The 11,352-nt window shown below is 63.3% G+C and carries 21 protein-coding genes; 5 read left to right on the forward strand and 16 right to left on the reverse strand.

Translation table 11 applies throughout. The features are described from left to right. Window positions 1–194: 194 nt before the first annotated feature. Window positions 195–851, reverse strand: a complete 657-nt coding sequence (msrA, locus tag O9320_08605; protein ID MCZ8310901.1) for a peptide-methionine (S)-S-oxide reductase MsrA — start codon at window positions 849–851, stop codon at window positions 195–197. 86 nt (window positions 852–937) lie between these two features. Beyond that, the gene (locus tag O9320_08610) at window positions 938–1,219 is read right to left on the reverse strand and encodes a hypothetical protein (GenBank protein ID MCZ8310902.1); all 282 of its coding nucleotides are present in this window, start codon (window positions 1,217–1,219) and stop codon (window positions 938–940) included. A 123-nt stretch (window positions 1,220–1,342) separates the two neighbouring features. On the opposite strand from O9320_08610, the gene O9320_08615 reads away from it, so the two are divergent. Then, the gene (locus O9320_08615) at window positions 1,343–2,014 is read left to right on the forward strand and encodes a haloacid dehalogenase type II (protein ID MCZ8310903.1); all 672 of its coding nucleotides are present in this window, start codon (window positions 1,343–1,345) and stop codon (window positions 2,012–2,014) included. Window positions 2,015–2,273: 259 nt separating this feature from the next. Here O9320_08615 and O9320_08620 read toward each other — a convergent pair whose 3' ends face one another. From O9320_08620 to O9320_08635, 4 genes are all read right to left on the reverse strand, one after another. After that, window positions 2,274–3,422: a tyrosine-type recombinase/integrase gene (locus O9320_08620; GenBank protein ID MCZ8310904.1), complete on the reverse strand. Its 1,149-nt coding sequence runs from the start codon at window positions 3,420–3,422 to the stop codon at window positions 2,274–2,276. Window positions 3,423–3,621: 199 nt separating this feature from the next. Next, window positions 3,622–3,753, reverse strand: coding sequence for a hypothetical protein (locus O9320_08625; GenBank protein ID MCZ8310905.1), 132 nt, complete (start codon window positions 3,751–3,753; stop codon window positions 3,622–3,624). Window positions 3,754–3,858: 105 nt separating this feature from the next. Beyond that, window positions 3,859–4,125, reverse strand: coding sequence for a hypothetical protein (locus O9320_08630; protein MCZ8310906.1), 267 nt, complete (start codon window positions 4,123–4,125; stop codon window positions 3,859–3,861). Next, window positions 4,122–4,736: a hypothetical protein gene (locus tag O9320_08635; protein ID MCZ8310907.1), complete on the reverse strand. Its 615-nt coding sequence runs from the start codon at window positions 4,734–4,736 to the stop codon at window positions 4,122–4,124. Before O9320_08635 ends, O9320_08630 begins: the two co-directional genes overlap by 4 nt. Here O9320_08635 and O9320_08640 point away from each other — a divergent pair. Continuing rightward, window positions 4,735–5,001 (forward strand): hypothetical protein, encoded by a 267-nt coding sequence (locus tag O9320_08640; protein ID MCZ8310908.1) that lies wholly within the window; start codon window positions 4,735–4,737, stop codon window positions 4,999–5,001. The genes O9320_08635 and O9320_08640 overlap by 2 nt on opposite strands. A gap of 2 nt (window positions 5,002–5,003) precedes the next feature. Here O9320_08640 and O9320_08645 read toward each other — a convergent pair whose 3' ends face one another. From O9320_08645 to O9320_08685, 9 genes are read right to left on the reverse strand one after another with little or no spacing between them, the layout of a single operon-like run. Beyond that, window positions 5,004–5,186, reverse strand: a complete 183-nt coding sequence (locus O9320_08645) for a hypothetical protein (protein MCZ8310909.1) — start codon at window positions 5,184–5,186, stop codon at window positions 5,004–5,006. After that, entirely contained in the window at window positions 5,183–5,485 is a 303-nt protein-coding gene (locus tag O9320_08650; protein ID MCZ8310910.1) for a hypothetical protein, read from the reverse strand. Before O9320_08650 ends, O9320_08645 begins: the two co-directional genes overlap by 4 nt. Continuing rightward, entirely contained in the window at window positions 5,482–5,922 is a 441-nt protein-coding gene (locus O9320_08655) for a hypothetical protein (GenBank protein ID MCZ8310911.1), read from the reverse strand. The genes O9320_08650 and O9320_08655 overlap by 4 nt, the downstream gene beginning before the upstream one ends. A 34-nt stretch (window positions 5,923–5,956) precedes the next feature. After that, window positions 5,957–6,241 carry a DUF2312 domain-containing protein gene (locus O9320_08660; GenBank protein MCZ8310912.1) on the reverse strand — a complete coding sequence of 95 codons (285 nt, stop codon included), beginning with the start codon at window positions 6,239–6,241 and terminating at the stop codon, window positions 5,957–5,959. Then, on the reverse strand, window positions 6,238–6,921 hold the full coding sequence (locus tag O9320_08665; GenBank protein ID MCZ8310913.1) for a hypothetical protein: 684 nt from the start codon (window positions 6,919–6,921) through the stop codon (window positions 6,238–6,240). The genes O9320_08660 and O9320_08665 overlap by 4 nt, the downstream gene beginning before the upstream one ends. Window positions 6,922–6,969: 48 nt before the next feature. Beyond that, the gene (locus tag O9320_08670; GenBank protein ID MCZ8310914.1) at window positions 6,970–7,638 is read right to left on the reverse strand and encodes a hypothetical protein; all 669 of its coding nucleotides are present in this window, start codon (window positions 7,636–7,638) and stop codon (window positions 6,970–6,972) included. Next, the gene (locus tag O9320_08675) at window positions 7,635–7,871 is read right to left on the reverse strand and encodes a hypothetical protein (GenBank protein ID MCZ8310915.1); all 237 of its coding nucleotides are present in this window, start codon (window positions 7,869–7,871) and stop codon (window positions 7,635–7,637) included. The genes O9320_08670 and O9320_08675 overlap by 4 nt, the downstream gene beginning before the upstream one ends. Further along, window positions 7,868–8,278: a hypothetical protein gene (locus O9320_08680; protein MCZ8310916.1), complete on the reverse strand. Its 411-nt coding sequence runs from the start codon at window positions 8,276–8,278 to the stop codon at window positions 7,868–7,870. The genes O9320_08675 and O9320_08680 overlap by 4 nt, the downstream gene beginning before the upstream one ends. Next, the gene (locus O9320_08685) at window positions 8,275–8,496 is read right to left on the reverse strand and encodes a hypothetical protein (GenBank protein MCZ8310917.1); all 222 of its coding nucleotides are present in this window, start codon (window positions 8,494–8,496) and stop codon (window positions 8,275–8,277) included. The genes O9320_08680 and O9320_08685 overlap by 4 nt, the downstream gene beginning before the upstream one ends. A 177-nt stretch (window positions 8,497–8,673) precedes the next feature. On the opposite strand from O9320_08685, the gene O9320_08690 reads away from it, so the two are divergent. Genes O9320_08690 through O9320_08700 form a run of 3 tightly spaced genes read left to right on the forward strand, consistent with a single transcriptional unit; the run spans window position 8,674 to window position 10,630 of the window. Next, on the forward strand, window positions 8,674–8,892 hold the full coding sequence (locus O9320_08690; protein ID MCZ8310918.1) for a hypothetical protein: 219 nt from the start codon (window positions 8,674–8,676) through the stop codon (window positions 8,890–8,892). A 56-nt stretch (window positions 8,893–8,948) separates the two neighbouring features. Then, complete coding sequence (locus tag O9320_08695) at window positions 8,949–10,025, forward strand: hypothetical protein (protein MCZ8310919.1); 1,077 nt, start codon at window positions 8,949–8,951, stop codon at window positions 10,023–10,025. Continuing rightward, window positions 10,007–10,630 carry a hypothetical protein gene (locus tag O9320_08700; protein ID MCZ8310920.1) on the forward strand — a complete coding sequence of 208 codons (624 nt, stop codon included), beginning with the start codon at window positions 10,007–10,009 and terminating at the stop codon, window positions 10,628–10,630. Before O9320_08695 ends, O9320_08700 begins: the two co-directional genes overlap by 19 nt. 59 nt (window positions 10,631–10,689) lie before the next feature. On the opposite strand, the gene O9320_08705 is transcribed toward O9320_08700, so the two are convergent. Further along, window positions 10,690–11,304, reverse strand: a complete 615-nt coding sequence (locus O9320_08705; protein MCZ8310921.1) for a hypothetical protein — start codon at window positions 11,302–11,304, stop codon at window positions 10,690–10,692. Window positions 11,305–11,352 lie beyond the last annotated feature (48 nt).

Below are 11,352 nucleotides of genomic sequence, written 5' to 3' on the forward strand. Positions count from 1 at the left end.
AATCTGGCAATGAAGAAGTGTAGATTGCCCTTGTTGCGCTGCACTGTCACGCACATTGCGTTCGCAAATCGCGAATCTATCGAGAATGTAGCGATATCGGGCGGCGATTTTTGCGCCTCCGGCAACGGGCAAAAAGGGGCCATTCAGCGGCCTGAATTTCGGTCACGCCCTAGGGGCGCGTTTGCGCAAGAATCTTAGGCCGCACTCGCACCGGTGCCGATCGGGCAGGAAACGCCCGTGCCGCCGAGCCCGCAATAGCCGTTCGGGTTCTTGGCGAGATATTGCTGATGGTAGGCCTCTGCATAGTAGAATTCGGGGGCGGACAGAATTTCGGTCGTGATTGCGCCGAAACCGGCTTTGGCCAGCACGGGTGCGAATGCCGCCTTGGCACGCTCGGCTGCCGCCTGCTGGGTCGGCGAATAGGTGTAGATGCCCGAGCGATACTGGGTGCCCACGTCGTTGCCCTGGCGCATGCCTTGGGTCGGGTCGTGGCTTTCGAAAAAGACCTGCAGCAGCCGCTCGTAGGCGATGCGCGCCGGGTCGAACACGACATGCACGACTTCGTTGTGGCCGGTCGCCCCGCTGCACACTTCTTCATAGGTGGGGTTCGGCGTGTAGCCGGCGGCATAGCCCACGGCCGTGACATGCACGCCCGGCAATTGCCAGAATTTGCGCTCGGCCCCCCAAAAACAGCCGAGACCGAACATCGCCGTCACGCTCCCAGCCGGATAGGGCGGCTCGAGCGCTTGGCCGTTCACGAAGTGCTTTGCCGGCACTTTCATGCGCGTGTCGCGCCCCTTGGGGGCTGTGTCGGGCGACGGCATTTCGGCTTTTTTGCGCGTGAAAAACATGGAGCTGCCCCCTCGGGTCGGCGTGTGACTTCGAGTTCGAAGTTGGGGCGGTCGAGGTTACGCGTCAAGCGCCAAGCGCCGGGTGCTCAGACCCGCAAATGGCGCTCGATGCACATGCGGTCGCCCGGGGTCAACGTGACTTCCAAGCCATGGCGAATCTGCATCATCGTTTCGAGCTGCTTGAGCGAAAAGAACAACCGCCCGCCGGTCAGTTTGCGGGCCACGATATTCATCTGTTTGGGCGCATCGACGAACACCTGATGAGCGATCAGGCACGGTTTTCCCTCGGACTGGCCCAAGGTCAAAAACCATTGGGCGACGGAATTGGACCCGATATAGATGCGGTCATTGATCAGTGTTTCGGACATTGTGGGCGACTCGCTGGCTGTTCGACGCAGTGATCTTCGCCGATAGGGGTGAATCATCGGTTAACTCGAAACAGAAAAATTTGCGGTGTTTAGGCGCGCCAGCTCGAAATTGGAGTAAAGCCGATGAAAGAGCCTGTAAAAGCCTGCGTTTTCGACGCATACGGAACATTGTTCGACGTCCACGCGGCAGTGCGCGCGTACGCGGGCCGCGTCGGTGCAGCGGCCGAGGCGGTTTCGGTCCTGTGGCGCACCAAGCAACTCGAATACACGTGGGTGCGCAGCCTCATGGGCCGCCATGCCGATTTTGCGCAAGTGACCGGCGAAGCGTTGGACTATGTGCTGGCCCGACACGCCATCGCCGATCCGGCCTTACGCGCCGATCTGATGGCAGCCTATCGCCGCTTGGCCGCGTATCCAGAAGTCGGCGCAAGTCTCGACGTTCTGGCAAAAGGCGGGCGGCGGTTGGCGATCCTGTCGAACGGCACACAAGCTTGGCTTGAAGATGCGGTTTCGGCCGCACGGCTCGGCGGGCGCTTTGCGGCCGTTTGGTCGGTCGAGGCGGTCGGCATCTACAAACCCGATACGCGCGTCTATCGCCTGGCGACCGATGGGTTCGGCTTGGACGCAAACGAGATCGGCTTTGTGTCGTCCAACCCGTGGGACGCGGCGGGGGCCGCCAATTTCGGGTTCCGCGCCGTGTGGGTAAACCGCACCGGCTTGCCCGGCGAATATGCGAGCGTTGCCGCCGTCCCGCAGGTCGCAAGCCTTACGGACTTGCAGGCGCATTTCGGCTAGCAATCGACCGCCGAAGATTGCTTTCGCGGCCGAATACCCCGACTTCGTATCCACGTTTTTTCACATATCTTCGGAATCAAGCTGGGGACGCCATGTCGCGATCGCCGATAGGTGCGATTGTCGCGTGCCTATTTTTCGATTGCGCCGCCGCGGCAAAGTGGATTCTAGGGGGGATGGTGGGCGCTGTAGGGATTGAACCTACGACCCCGGCCGTGTGAAGGGCGCGGGCTTGCGCCGCAAGGTTTTGTTTTTGCGCGCATTATCCGTTTGCGCGGAACGGCTGCACGGATGCTGCACGGGTCGCGGCGTGGTCGGTCTCCCACATGTCCGGGTGTGCAGCGCCCCACACTTGCGCAATCGCGGGCACGATCTCGGACGTCGCCAGATGCGCGTAGCGCTCGACCAGCTGCAGGCCCGACCAGTCGCCGCGGTGCATCAAGCGCAGCGCATCGCGCGTCGTCGCGTAGTACCAGGTCGCCCAGGTGTGGCGCAGCCCGTGCGGCGTGATCGCGGGCCGCCATTTGACGGCCGTAAACTCCGCACCCGCCGCCGCTGCAACGAGATCGGCCGAGGGCACCGCACGGCGCCAGCCGCCGAGGCCCGCGCGCCTGCACGCCCCCCGCCACGCGGTTTTGAACTGGCCGCCCTCTTGCCGCTCTTTGTCGGCATAGGGCTCGCCGTCCGGCCGGCGGAAAACCGCCCCCTTGCGGCCGTCGAGATTGGCGAGGGCGGCGACTGCGGCTGGGGCCAGGCGCACGATGCGGTCACGGCCGTTTTTGGTTTCGCGCAGCACGCAGGATCCGCGCTGCAGATCGACGTCGGCCCAATCGAGCTCGAGCGCTTCGGCCACGCGCGCACCCGTGCAGACCATGAACATCACGAGCGGGCGCAGCGCTTCGCCGGCGGCATCGTGCAGCCGCGTGGCTTCGTCGGGCGTGAGCCACGCCGTGCGGCCCTTGGGCTGGCGCGGCCGCTCAAAGCCGGGCCGGTCGCACCAGCCGCGCTTGGCGGCATAGGTCAAGATCGCGGTGAGCGGAATCAGCACGGCGCGAAGCTTCGTGCCCGGGGCCGCGTTCGGCCGGCAGATCGAAGCGACCGCGCGATCGGCGGCGACTTGGTCGATCTTGTGCAGCATCACGCCGCGGAAATGTTCGACGAGCCGCGCCACGCGCTTGGCGTCGCGCGGGCCCGGCGTGCGGTGCTCGAGATAGCCTAAGGCAGCTTGGGCGAAGGGGATTGCCGCGCGCTCGCCAAAGACAGCACGTTGCCACAGCTCGTGCTCGCGTTTCGCGCGGTACGCCTCGGCAAGGTCGCGCGCACCAGTGCCTGCACTTTCGTAAACAGTCTGGCCTCGGACGGTGCCGCGCACGTACCAGACGGCGCCGCGGCGCTTGAGCGTGAGGGGCATGGAGCGGATGTCTCCGAAAGGCTGACCTTGAGGGCAGCGATGTGATCGGCATCGAACCGATAGACCCGGCCGACCCGGCGATAGTGCGGGTGCGCGGTCAGGTGTTCAAGCAGCTTCGTGCGCCCGCAGCCGAGCGCGCGGCAGGCCTCGGCGAGGCCGAGCGGGGCGGTAGGTGGCGGCGATACGGGCGCGGCAGGCATCACATTCCAAACAGCATAGCGATGAAACGCGCGGCCCCTGCAATCGCAGCGCAGCACGCGGCGGCGCACACGACGGAAAAGAAAATGGACCAAAGATAGTTCTGGTGCGCCGATAGCTCGTCGTCGGTCACGTTCCCTCTCCCGTTATCGCATTTCATAAAACAGTTTCCGCTCTTTAAGAGACCATGGCCAATTCGGGTGCGACAGCGGGTTAGGCACCCATTTGATCTTGTTGGTCACGGCAAAACCTCGACCTGTTCGACCTCGATCGCGATCGGCGGGTGCGCTGTGCCCCAAACCGAAACGCGGACGCAGGCGCCGGCGGCAAGGGCCGCCAACTCGGCCGGGGTCGGCTTCCACATCGACTGCAGCAGCGCGCCACCGTCTGCATCGCGCGATGCGCGGATCGGCAAGCCGCCACATTGAACCTTGTCGGCGCTCTCGTTGAAGCCGCGTGGCGGGCCGAAATGGTGGGTCTGCCCGGAAAACTCGACGGGCCTCATGCTGCGACCTCACGTTGGTCAATTATCTTGTCAATATTGCCGCGCACCACGCGGAACGACACGGCGACGACCCACGGGTTGAAGTAGGTCGCACCTTCGCCGTGCAGACTGTCCCACAGCTGCATGAAGGCCGCGTAGTGCCGGTCAAGCGGAACGCCAGGCGTTCCCAGGACGGGCTCGACGCCCTCGGCCTGCGCATCGGCCTCGCTGATGTCGGTGAGACGTTCAACCTTCACGGCCTCGACGATCAGCGTGAGGCGGCTCGCCCAGCGCGGCATGTGGATCGATGGACAACTTTTAAAAGATTCTCCATCGGGCGATTGAAAGCCTTTTCCCGATTGCTCGTTGCCCACCGACGGCACGAAGGCGGTCTTTGTTTTAGAAATCCAGCCGCTCTCCCGCACCCACAGCCGGTCGCCGGGGGCGTAGCGCAGTTTCACATGTCCTTCGCCTGCAAAGCCTGGCTTGAAGGCAAACACTGTTCCGTCGATGATCTCGCGGACATCCCAAGTCGAGGGCAGATTGGGTAGAACGCGCCGGGTTTGCGTCTTGCGGCCGTCGAGCAGGGCGACGATCATCGGCGCGGAGAAAAGGATCGGTCGATCAGTCATGGCACGCCTCTCGGAAAATGCGCTTGCGACGCTGGACGATCTTGCCGCGACGGGCACGACCGGGCTGCGCGTGCGCTGCTTGGCCTGCGCGCGCGAGACGATCCTGCCAATGGCGGATCTGCTGGTGCAGCACGGCGGGGCCGCGACGGCCGTGCGGGTTGCCGAGCGCATGTGCTGCGCCAAATGCGGCGGCCGCCCGGCCTGGTGGTGGGAGCGCAAGACATCGAGCGGCACGCAGCAGGCCTACGGCTATCCGAAGGGCTAAGGTCATGCTTTCACGTCCTTCGGTTTCTTGAACCAATGCAGCGAAAAGCCGAGCAGCTTGATCTGCGCCTCTTTCGGTGCCGTGACTGGCGACCACGGGGTGTGCAGCACAAAGCCGAACGGCACAAAATAGACCAGCAGCCAGCCGGGATGCCGCAGGCCGCCGAATACGCTCGGCCACTTCATGGGCACACATAGGTGTCTGGGGTTGCGGGTGCAGCATCGTCCGGGGCGGCGGGGCGTTTGGCGGCGAGGGCTTGCGGCTGGCCGCGCGCGTCCCAGACGATCTCGACGTCGGCCCAATCGTGAGGGGCGCCGGCGGCATCGAGCGGCCAGGGCAGTACGCGCAGCAGCCCCGCCTTCTGCTTGGCGCGATCCCACTCGGCGAGTGCATGGCCCGGCGGGCATTTGGCGTAGATCGACCAGCCGTTGTTCTCTTCGCGGTTCTGCCGCAAGACATGGCCGGTCCAGAGGGCGGTGCTCATGCGGCCGCACTCTCGGCCAAAGCCTCGATCACTTCGTCGAACGAACCGCAGATATGGTTCGCCATCAGCGCCATCAGCTCGGGCTCTTCGTGGTCGCGCGTCAGGATGATCAAACGCTTGCCGCGACCGGCAAACCATCCGGCCTCAAGATGCGCGCTGCGCCCGCACGGCAGCACCAGCACGCATGTGTCGGCCCACTCCATTGCGCGGAAGTCCGACAGATACCCGGCCGCTGCGACCGGGTGCGCGAGCATTTGACGGTACTCTGCCAGCGTCGGCTGCCGATCCGCCGGCCCGCCGACTTGCTTCCAACTGAAGCCGGTGCGGCCCTCGGGGTTGCGAAAATCGTAGACGGCATGATTGCGTGCCCGCAGGCCGGCGACGATCTCGGGCTGGTAGGGGTTGCGCCACGACGACGCGACGTAAATGCGAGCCATTTCATTCTCCCACGTGTTCGATTGGGTTGCAGGTTCAAATCCCGACCGCTTGGCGGTACAGGTCGAGCAGTTCGTCCTGTTCCTTGCGGTCGGGTTCTTCGAGCTTTTTGAGGGCAATGATCTTTTTCATGATCTTCGTGTCGAAGCCGTTGCCCTTGGCCTCGGCATAGGTCTCGCGGATGTCGGTCGCGAGGTCGGCCTTCTCGGCTTCGAGCCGTTCGATCTTGTCGATGAACGCGCGTAGCTTTTGGGCCGCGATGCCGCCGACTTCGACGGGCGGCGGCGGTGCCGCCCCGCTGTTGTGGCCGATGTCGCTCATTCCTCGTGTTCCGGATAGGACAAATCGAAATCCGTCGTGTCGATTTCGATCTTGGTGCCAGCGGCGCGCATCATGAAAAGCTGCCGTTCGAAACCATAGACATGCCCGAAAAACAGCGTCTTTTTGTCGCCGATTTGAGCGATGCGCAGGCCGTGGACGGCGCCGTCGTCGGAAAGGTGAATGCGAAATTGGCACTCGTATTTCGACTTGTTGGCGCGCGGGTCCAGATGAAGCCAATAGGACCCGTAAGAGCCTTTTTCCAAATCGACGGTGATTTCGTGGTCGCTGTCGCGGCGGTCGATATCGCACGCTTGTTTTTTGAACTGCTCGACCAGATCGCTGATCTTGATCGTCGCGGGCACGTCGCCGCCCAGCAGCTTCTGCACTTGCTGCGACAATTCGGTGCGCGCGACCTTGTCGACGATGCCGGCGATTTGGCTTTCGAGAACTTCGAGCACGATATCGTTGTAGCTCCGCAGATTGGCGGTCTCGAAATCGATCGCCAGCTTCTGCTGCAGATGCGCTTTGAGCGACTTGCCGAAGTCCGAATACGGTTGCAGCAGCTCGCTCACCGTCCGCGTGACCGTCTCGGTCAACTGCTTTTCGATTATCGCGGCGCCTTTGCCGTTGGTGTGCAGTTTCGCGTAAGCGGTGTCGATCGCCGATTTGAAGTCTTCCATCACTCGGTTCTTTCCGGGGTTAGGGTTGCGGGGTGGTTTGCACGCCGCTTATGCGAGCCGCCTTATTTCGCGCGCGAGTTTGTCGGCGACGGCACTCGGGTTCGGATAGGCCATGCCGATTTCGTTCATCAGGCGCATCGCCTGCGGGCGGTTGAAAGCCGCTTCGGCTTCGGGCACGCCCAAATCCTGCGGGCGTTCGAACAGCACCGAGGCTTCGAACACGAGCGCCAGCCGGTCGATCTTGGCCACGGTCGCGACGATCGGCGTTGTGGGCATCGGGATGCGAAACGACGTGCAGATCGCCGCATCCCAGCGCGCGGCCAGGGCGGCGCGCACCTGGCGGAACGCGTCGGCCGGCAGGCCGGGGAATTTTTCGGCAAGCACGATGTCGAAAGCGTATTGCTGCGGCGTGGTCTGGTCGCCAATGAGCGCTTCGTGCGCATCGTGCAAACCAATGTAGAGATCGGCAGCGGGGTCCGCGTCGATCGCGCGCGCGATGCGCAGGCACAAGAGCGTGTGCTGGGCAACCGACCAGCACGCGCGGCCGAGCCCGTTGTAGCGGTTGATCGACGCCAGGGCTTCGCAGATTTCGTTGAGATTGATGTCGCCGGGGCGCGGGTCGGCGAGATTGTAGAGCCCGCCGCGCCACGTGGCGGTTTTGCCCTGGCGCGGTGTCGACAAGGGGATTGCGGCGAAGGACGAAAGCGGGCCGCTCATGCGCGCACCCACATCGGCTCAAGCGCCGGTTCCCAGCGATAGCCGTTGCCGACCAAAAAGGCGTGCGCATCGCGCAAGCCCAGGGCGGCGATCGGCTGCCTTGTGCCCGCATCGCGCAGCTCGACGCCGAGGCGCTGCGTGCGCGTGGCGGGGTCGTGCGCTTGCGCATCGAAGAACAGCACGATCGCCGCGGGCAAACGCTTGGCATCGGGCAAGGCGAACAGGCGGGTCATGCGGACTCCTGATCGGTTTCGAGTGCTGCGTGCGACCGTGAAGCATGGGTGGGGGCAGCATGATTGGGGGCGGGGCCGCGCGTGGTGTGCGTGCAGCCCGCATAGGCGGGCGTGCCGGCAAGGGCGCGGGCCATGTCGGCGGCCTGGGCGCCCGCCAGGCGCGGCGGCTCGCCGTGGCGGTCGAGCAGCAAGCGCACCTGCTCGTAGGAGAGGTTGAAGGCCCGCGCGAGCTCGTCGAAGGTGCGGCCGATCGCGCGATGCACCAGAAAGCGCGACAGCTGCTGGCCGATATCTGGGCAGGGCGGGTCGTTGGGATCGGTTTCGGAATCGGGGTCTGCGAGAAGCGTCTCCGTGCGACCGTCTGCGGCGGTCCACCAACGTCCCGGCGTCATTTTCGAGGCGCTCATGCGCGCACCTGTCGGGCCGCGCGCAATTGAGGCTGGCGCGGCTGCAGTTCGCGCGCTTGGGTTTGGCGGCGGGCGGCTTCTTCGCGGGCGTCGTCGCCCAGATGCTCGATCTCGGCGCGCGTGAAACCTTCGCGCTGCAGATCGGCTTCGCTGCAGGACCCGAGCTCGGCCGCGATGCGGCAGATCGTGTCGGCCATCTTTTCGCGCCGGTCGGCCATTGTCCGGGGGGCCTGGGTTCGGGGGGCAGGGGTGTGCGGAGAGCTGCGCATCGGATCACCTCGTGGGGTTGCGATGCGGCGTATCTAAAGATAAATCTGTAATGCCGTCAATAGAAAAATCTGTAGAGCGCTTTTTGGCGCATTTTTGCTAAGGTTTCATCTCAAGCGAGGTAGCGAATGATCGTTGTGCTGCGGATTCTTGGAATGTGTCTGCTCGGGCTCGGCCTAATGGCGTCGCTCGGCATGTTCTTGGGACCAAGCCAATCCACCGTATTTGCTGAGACCGCCTCGATTTCGGCGATCGGCTTCGGCGGGTTGCTGTTGGCCGCAGCAAGCGCGCTCGGTCGGCTCGACGGCATCGCGGCAGCGCTCCGCGCGCGCGACTCGTCGACCTAATCGGCGCATGGCAGATGCGCATTGAATGTTCTGTTTAACCAACTAGGACACCACGAATGATCCCTCGGGTCGACTCGCGCGAAGTTTTGATTTTTTCGCTTTCCACGGGTGCAGTGCCGGAGCCGGACGCAAACGAAGCCGCGCATGATCTTTCGTTGCGGAGCTATATGGCGCTGTTGCAGGCAGCAGTCTCGCGCGGCGAGGCATCTTCATCTCCGACCGACGGAGAATTGATGCGCGATCCGGAAGGCGGTGAAGAAGCGGACGATCGGGCCGCACCTCCTGAAGACGGGAAAAAGCGCAATATTTTGCTGCTCAAAGCAGTCGTCGAAGAAGACGATCATTTTGAGCTTTTCTTTCAGTCCGGCGACGCGCATGGCTCTGTGCCCGATTTTCTTGATCCGGAAACAGGTCGCGTCCGCCCTGCCGCCCGGCGCGGGCGCGAGTTGAACGCCTACTCTGCGCACCTGCTCCTGCGGAAGCAGCCACGTGTGCGGGGCAGCTATCCGGCTTTGCTGGAGCGGACCCATTTGCTCAGCCGCTCGATCGTGGTGCCCTTTCTTGCGCGCCTGATGCGGCAGCAGCTGCGCCGCATGCGTCAAAGTCCCGCCAACACGAGCGAAACCGCGCTCGCATCCCGTTTTACATTTCTAGACCCCGATCAAGTTCGCAAAAAGTTCAGGCCGCGTTTGTCGGCCACGATTCAGCAGTCGTACTCGCTCCAGCAGGCGCTGGCTGGCAACGAGGTGCAATACATCGAATTGCTCGACGACGATCCCGACGATGCCTTCGACTCCATCAACTTCACAGCTGCGCGCCGGACGATTAGGCTTGAAATCGCGCCGCGGCGGAATTGGGGCGAGGTTTTTGCGCAAGCGTTGGCCTTTGGAAGAGAGAAGGGGTATAAATCCGCGCAAGTGAGGATCCGCCGGAGCGTCACCGGCAAAGAGGAGTCCTCAAGTCGAATCCCGCTTGAGAGCGAAAATGCGGCGGAATGGCTCTTCGGTGGTCATGAGACGATCTCTGGTTTTAGGGAGGATCTGAAGCAATGCGCGGACGAGCCGCACCCCGAAACGATCGCGAAAATGCTGAGGCTGTTGCGCCGGCAGGCGCTGTGGCGCGCGCCGGGCTGACGCCGACCGCAATCGTCGAGGCTTTCGAACTCCTCGCCCGACCTTTCGGTTATCTGCGGATTCGGCATCGCGCCAAATGGGCGGTCGATATTTGGTTTCCTGCGGCTGCCGCCGTCGTCATGACGGCACTTTACGTCTTCAGCCCTGCTCCTCCGGGCATTCTGGGCGATGGCGGCTTGCTCAAGGAGATGCGCGACGTCATCGCAATCATGGTCGCGTTCTATGTTGCTGCACTCACGGCAATCGTCAGTATCCAAAGTCCGTTTCTCGATGCCGCCATGGACGGTAAGACACCGCCCCGGATGCCGCGCACGTATCACGGCCATACCACTTGGGAAATACCGATTCGTCGGCAGTTTCTCGGTGCGCTGCTGGGCTATCTTGTCTGCGTTCAGATACTGGTAATCGTTGCGTCGTTCGGCATTCGCTTCGTAGCACCTTTGGCTGTCGCCGCGTTGCCGGATGTGTGGCTACTCGTATCCAAGGCGTTTGTCGTCTTCATCTGCGTGTTCGCGTTTGCGCAGGTTTCGCTAGGCACGATGATCGTGGTGCATTATCTCGGCTCTCGGCTCAATTCGCCACAGCGCGCAGCGCCACAAGATTGACTGTCAGCCGGTCAATCCTCTTGCGCTGATCTTCGTATAGAGCGACTTCTTTTCGAGCGCTACGGCACGATCGCGCGCACGCGCGCGGCCCAATCGAGACGCACATCCTCGCGCGGGCTGGCGTTGTGGCTCACCAAGCGCCAGAGGTTCTTCCGGCGGCCGGGTTCAAGTTTTTTCACGAGCAGCGGGCCGTCGTGCACCTGCACGACCGACAGCCGATTGACCGCATCTTCCATCACGCCGGCCGATTGATCGACGGCGTAGTAGAGGGTCCAGCCGTCTTCGAGCTGCGGCAGCATGGAGTCGCCGCGCACGCGCACGGCATTGACAGGACCGTCTTGGCCGGGAAACGGCGGCACGTCGTCGATCCGTTGTCCTTTGGAGAGGTCGTCGACGAGGAATATCTCGGCGCCGGCCCCGACATATCCCACGAGGGGCACGACCGATTGCATCGATTCGAGCGCCAGCTTTTGGCCTATGCCGGTTGCGAGCCAATCCGGGTTCACGCCCAACGCGCGCGCGATCTGCGGCGTGAGGCCGGATTTCTGCGCTTCCGGCTGCAGCAGATGCCAAATGCTTGCCTGCTTCACGCCGACGCGGCGCGCGAGATCGGACTGCGTGACGCCGCCCGCGTTCTTCATCGCCCAGTTCAGCCTGTCGGCATATCGTTCCATTGTTTTAAACTACAAAAGTCCCTGTAGATGGGCTCTACCGAATTACCT

The sequence above is a fragment of the Magnetospirillum sp. genome (assembly GCA_027532905.1).
In the GTDB taxonomy this organism is placed as follows: Bacteria; Pseudomonadota; Alphaproteobacteria; order CACIAM-22H2; family CACIAM-22H2; genus Tagaea.

Bases quoted from the DNA above. Each gene is read 5' to 3' on its own strand.
- msrA (MCZ8310901.1), bottom strand. From the start codon at position 851: ATGTTTTTCACGCGCAAAAAAGCCGAAATGCCGTCGCCCGACACAGCC.
- O9320_08610 (MCZ8310902.1), bottom strand. From the start codon at position 1,219: ATGTCCGAAACACTGATCAATGACCGCATCTATATCGGGTCCAATTCC.
- O9320_08615 (MCZ8310903.1), top strand. From the start codon at position 1,343: ATGAAAGAGCCTGTAAAAGCCTGCGTTTTCGACGCATACGGAACATTG.
- O9320_08620 (MCZ8310904.1), bottom strand. From the start codon at position 3,422: ATGCCCCTCACGCTCAAGCGCCGCGGCGCCGTCTGGTACGTGCGCGGC.
- O9320_08630 (MCZ8310906.1), bottom strand. From the start codon at position 4,125: ATGAGGCCCGTCGAGTTTTCCGGGCAGACCCACCATTTCGGCCCGCCA.
- O9320_08640 (MCZ8310908.1), top strand. From the start codon at position 4,735: ATGGCACGCCTCTCGGAAAATGCGCTTGCGACGCTGGACGATCTTGCC.
- O9320_08635 (MCZ8310907.1), bottom strand. From the start codon at position 4,736: ATGACTGATCGACCGATCCTTTTCTCCGCGCCGATGATCGTCGCCCTG.
- O9320_08645 (MCZ8310909.1), bottom strand. From the start codon at position 5,186: ATGAAGTGGCCGAGCGTATTCGGCGGCCTGCGGCATCCCGGCTGGCTG.
- O9320_08650 (MCZ8310910.1), bottom strand. From the start codon at position 5,485: ATGAGCACCGCCCTCTGGACCGGCCATGTCTTGCGGCAGAACCGCGAA.
- O9320_08655 (MCZ8310911.1), bottom strand. From the start codon at position 5,922: ATGGCTCGCATTTACGTCGCGTCGTCGTGGCGCAACCCCTACCAGCCC.
- O9320_08660 (MCZ8310912.1), bottom strand. From the start codon at position 6,241: ATGAGCGACATCGGCCACAACAGCGGGGCGGCACCGCCGCCGCCCGTC.
- O9320_08665 (MCZ8310913.1), bottom strand. From the start codon at position 6,921: ATGGAAGACTTCAAATCGGCGATCGACACCGCTTACGCGAAACTGCAC.
- O9320_08670 (MCZ8310914.1), bottom strand. From the start codon at position 7,638: ATGAGCGGCCCGCTTTCGTCCTTCGCCGCAATCCCCTTGTCGACACCG.
- O9320_08675 (MCZ8310915.1), bottom strand. From the start codon at position 7,871: ATGACCCGCCTGTTCGCCTTGCCCGATGCCAAGCGTTTGCCCGCGGCG.
- O9320_08680 (MCZ8310916.1), bottom strand. From the start codon at position 8,278: ATGAGCGCCTCGAAAATGACGCCGGGACGTTGGTGGACCGCCGCAGAC.
- O9320_08685 (MCZ8310917.1), bottom strand. From the start codon at position 8,496: ATGGCCGACCGGCGCGAAAAGATGGCCGACACGATCTGCCGCATCGCG.
- O9320_08690 (MCZ8310918.1), top strand. From the start codon at position 8,674: ATGATCGTTGTGCTGCGGATTCTTGGAATGTGTCTGCTCGGGCTCGGC.
- O9320_08695 (MCZ8310919.1), top strand. From the start codon at position 8,949: ATGATCCCTCGGGTCGACTCGCGCGAAGTTTTGATTTTTTCGCTTTCC.
- O9320_08705 (MCZ8310921.1), bottom strand. From the start codon at position 11,304: ATGGAACGATATGCCGACAGGCTGAACTGGGCGATGAAGAACGCGGGC.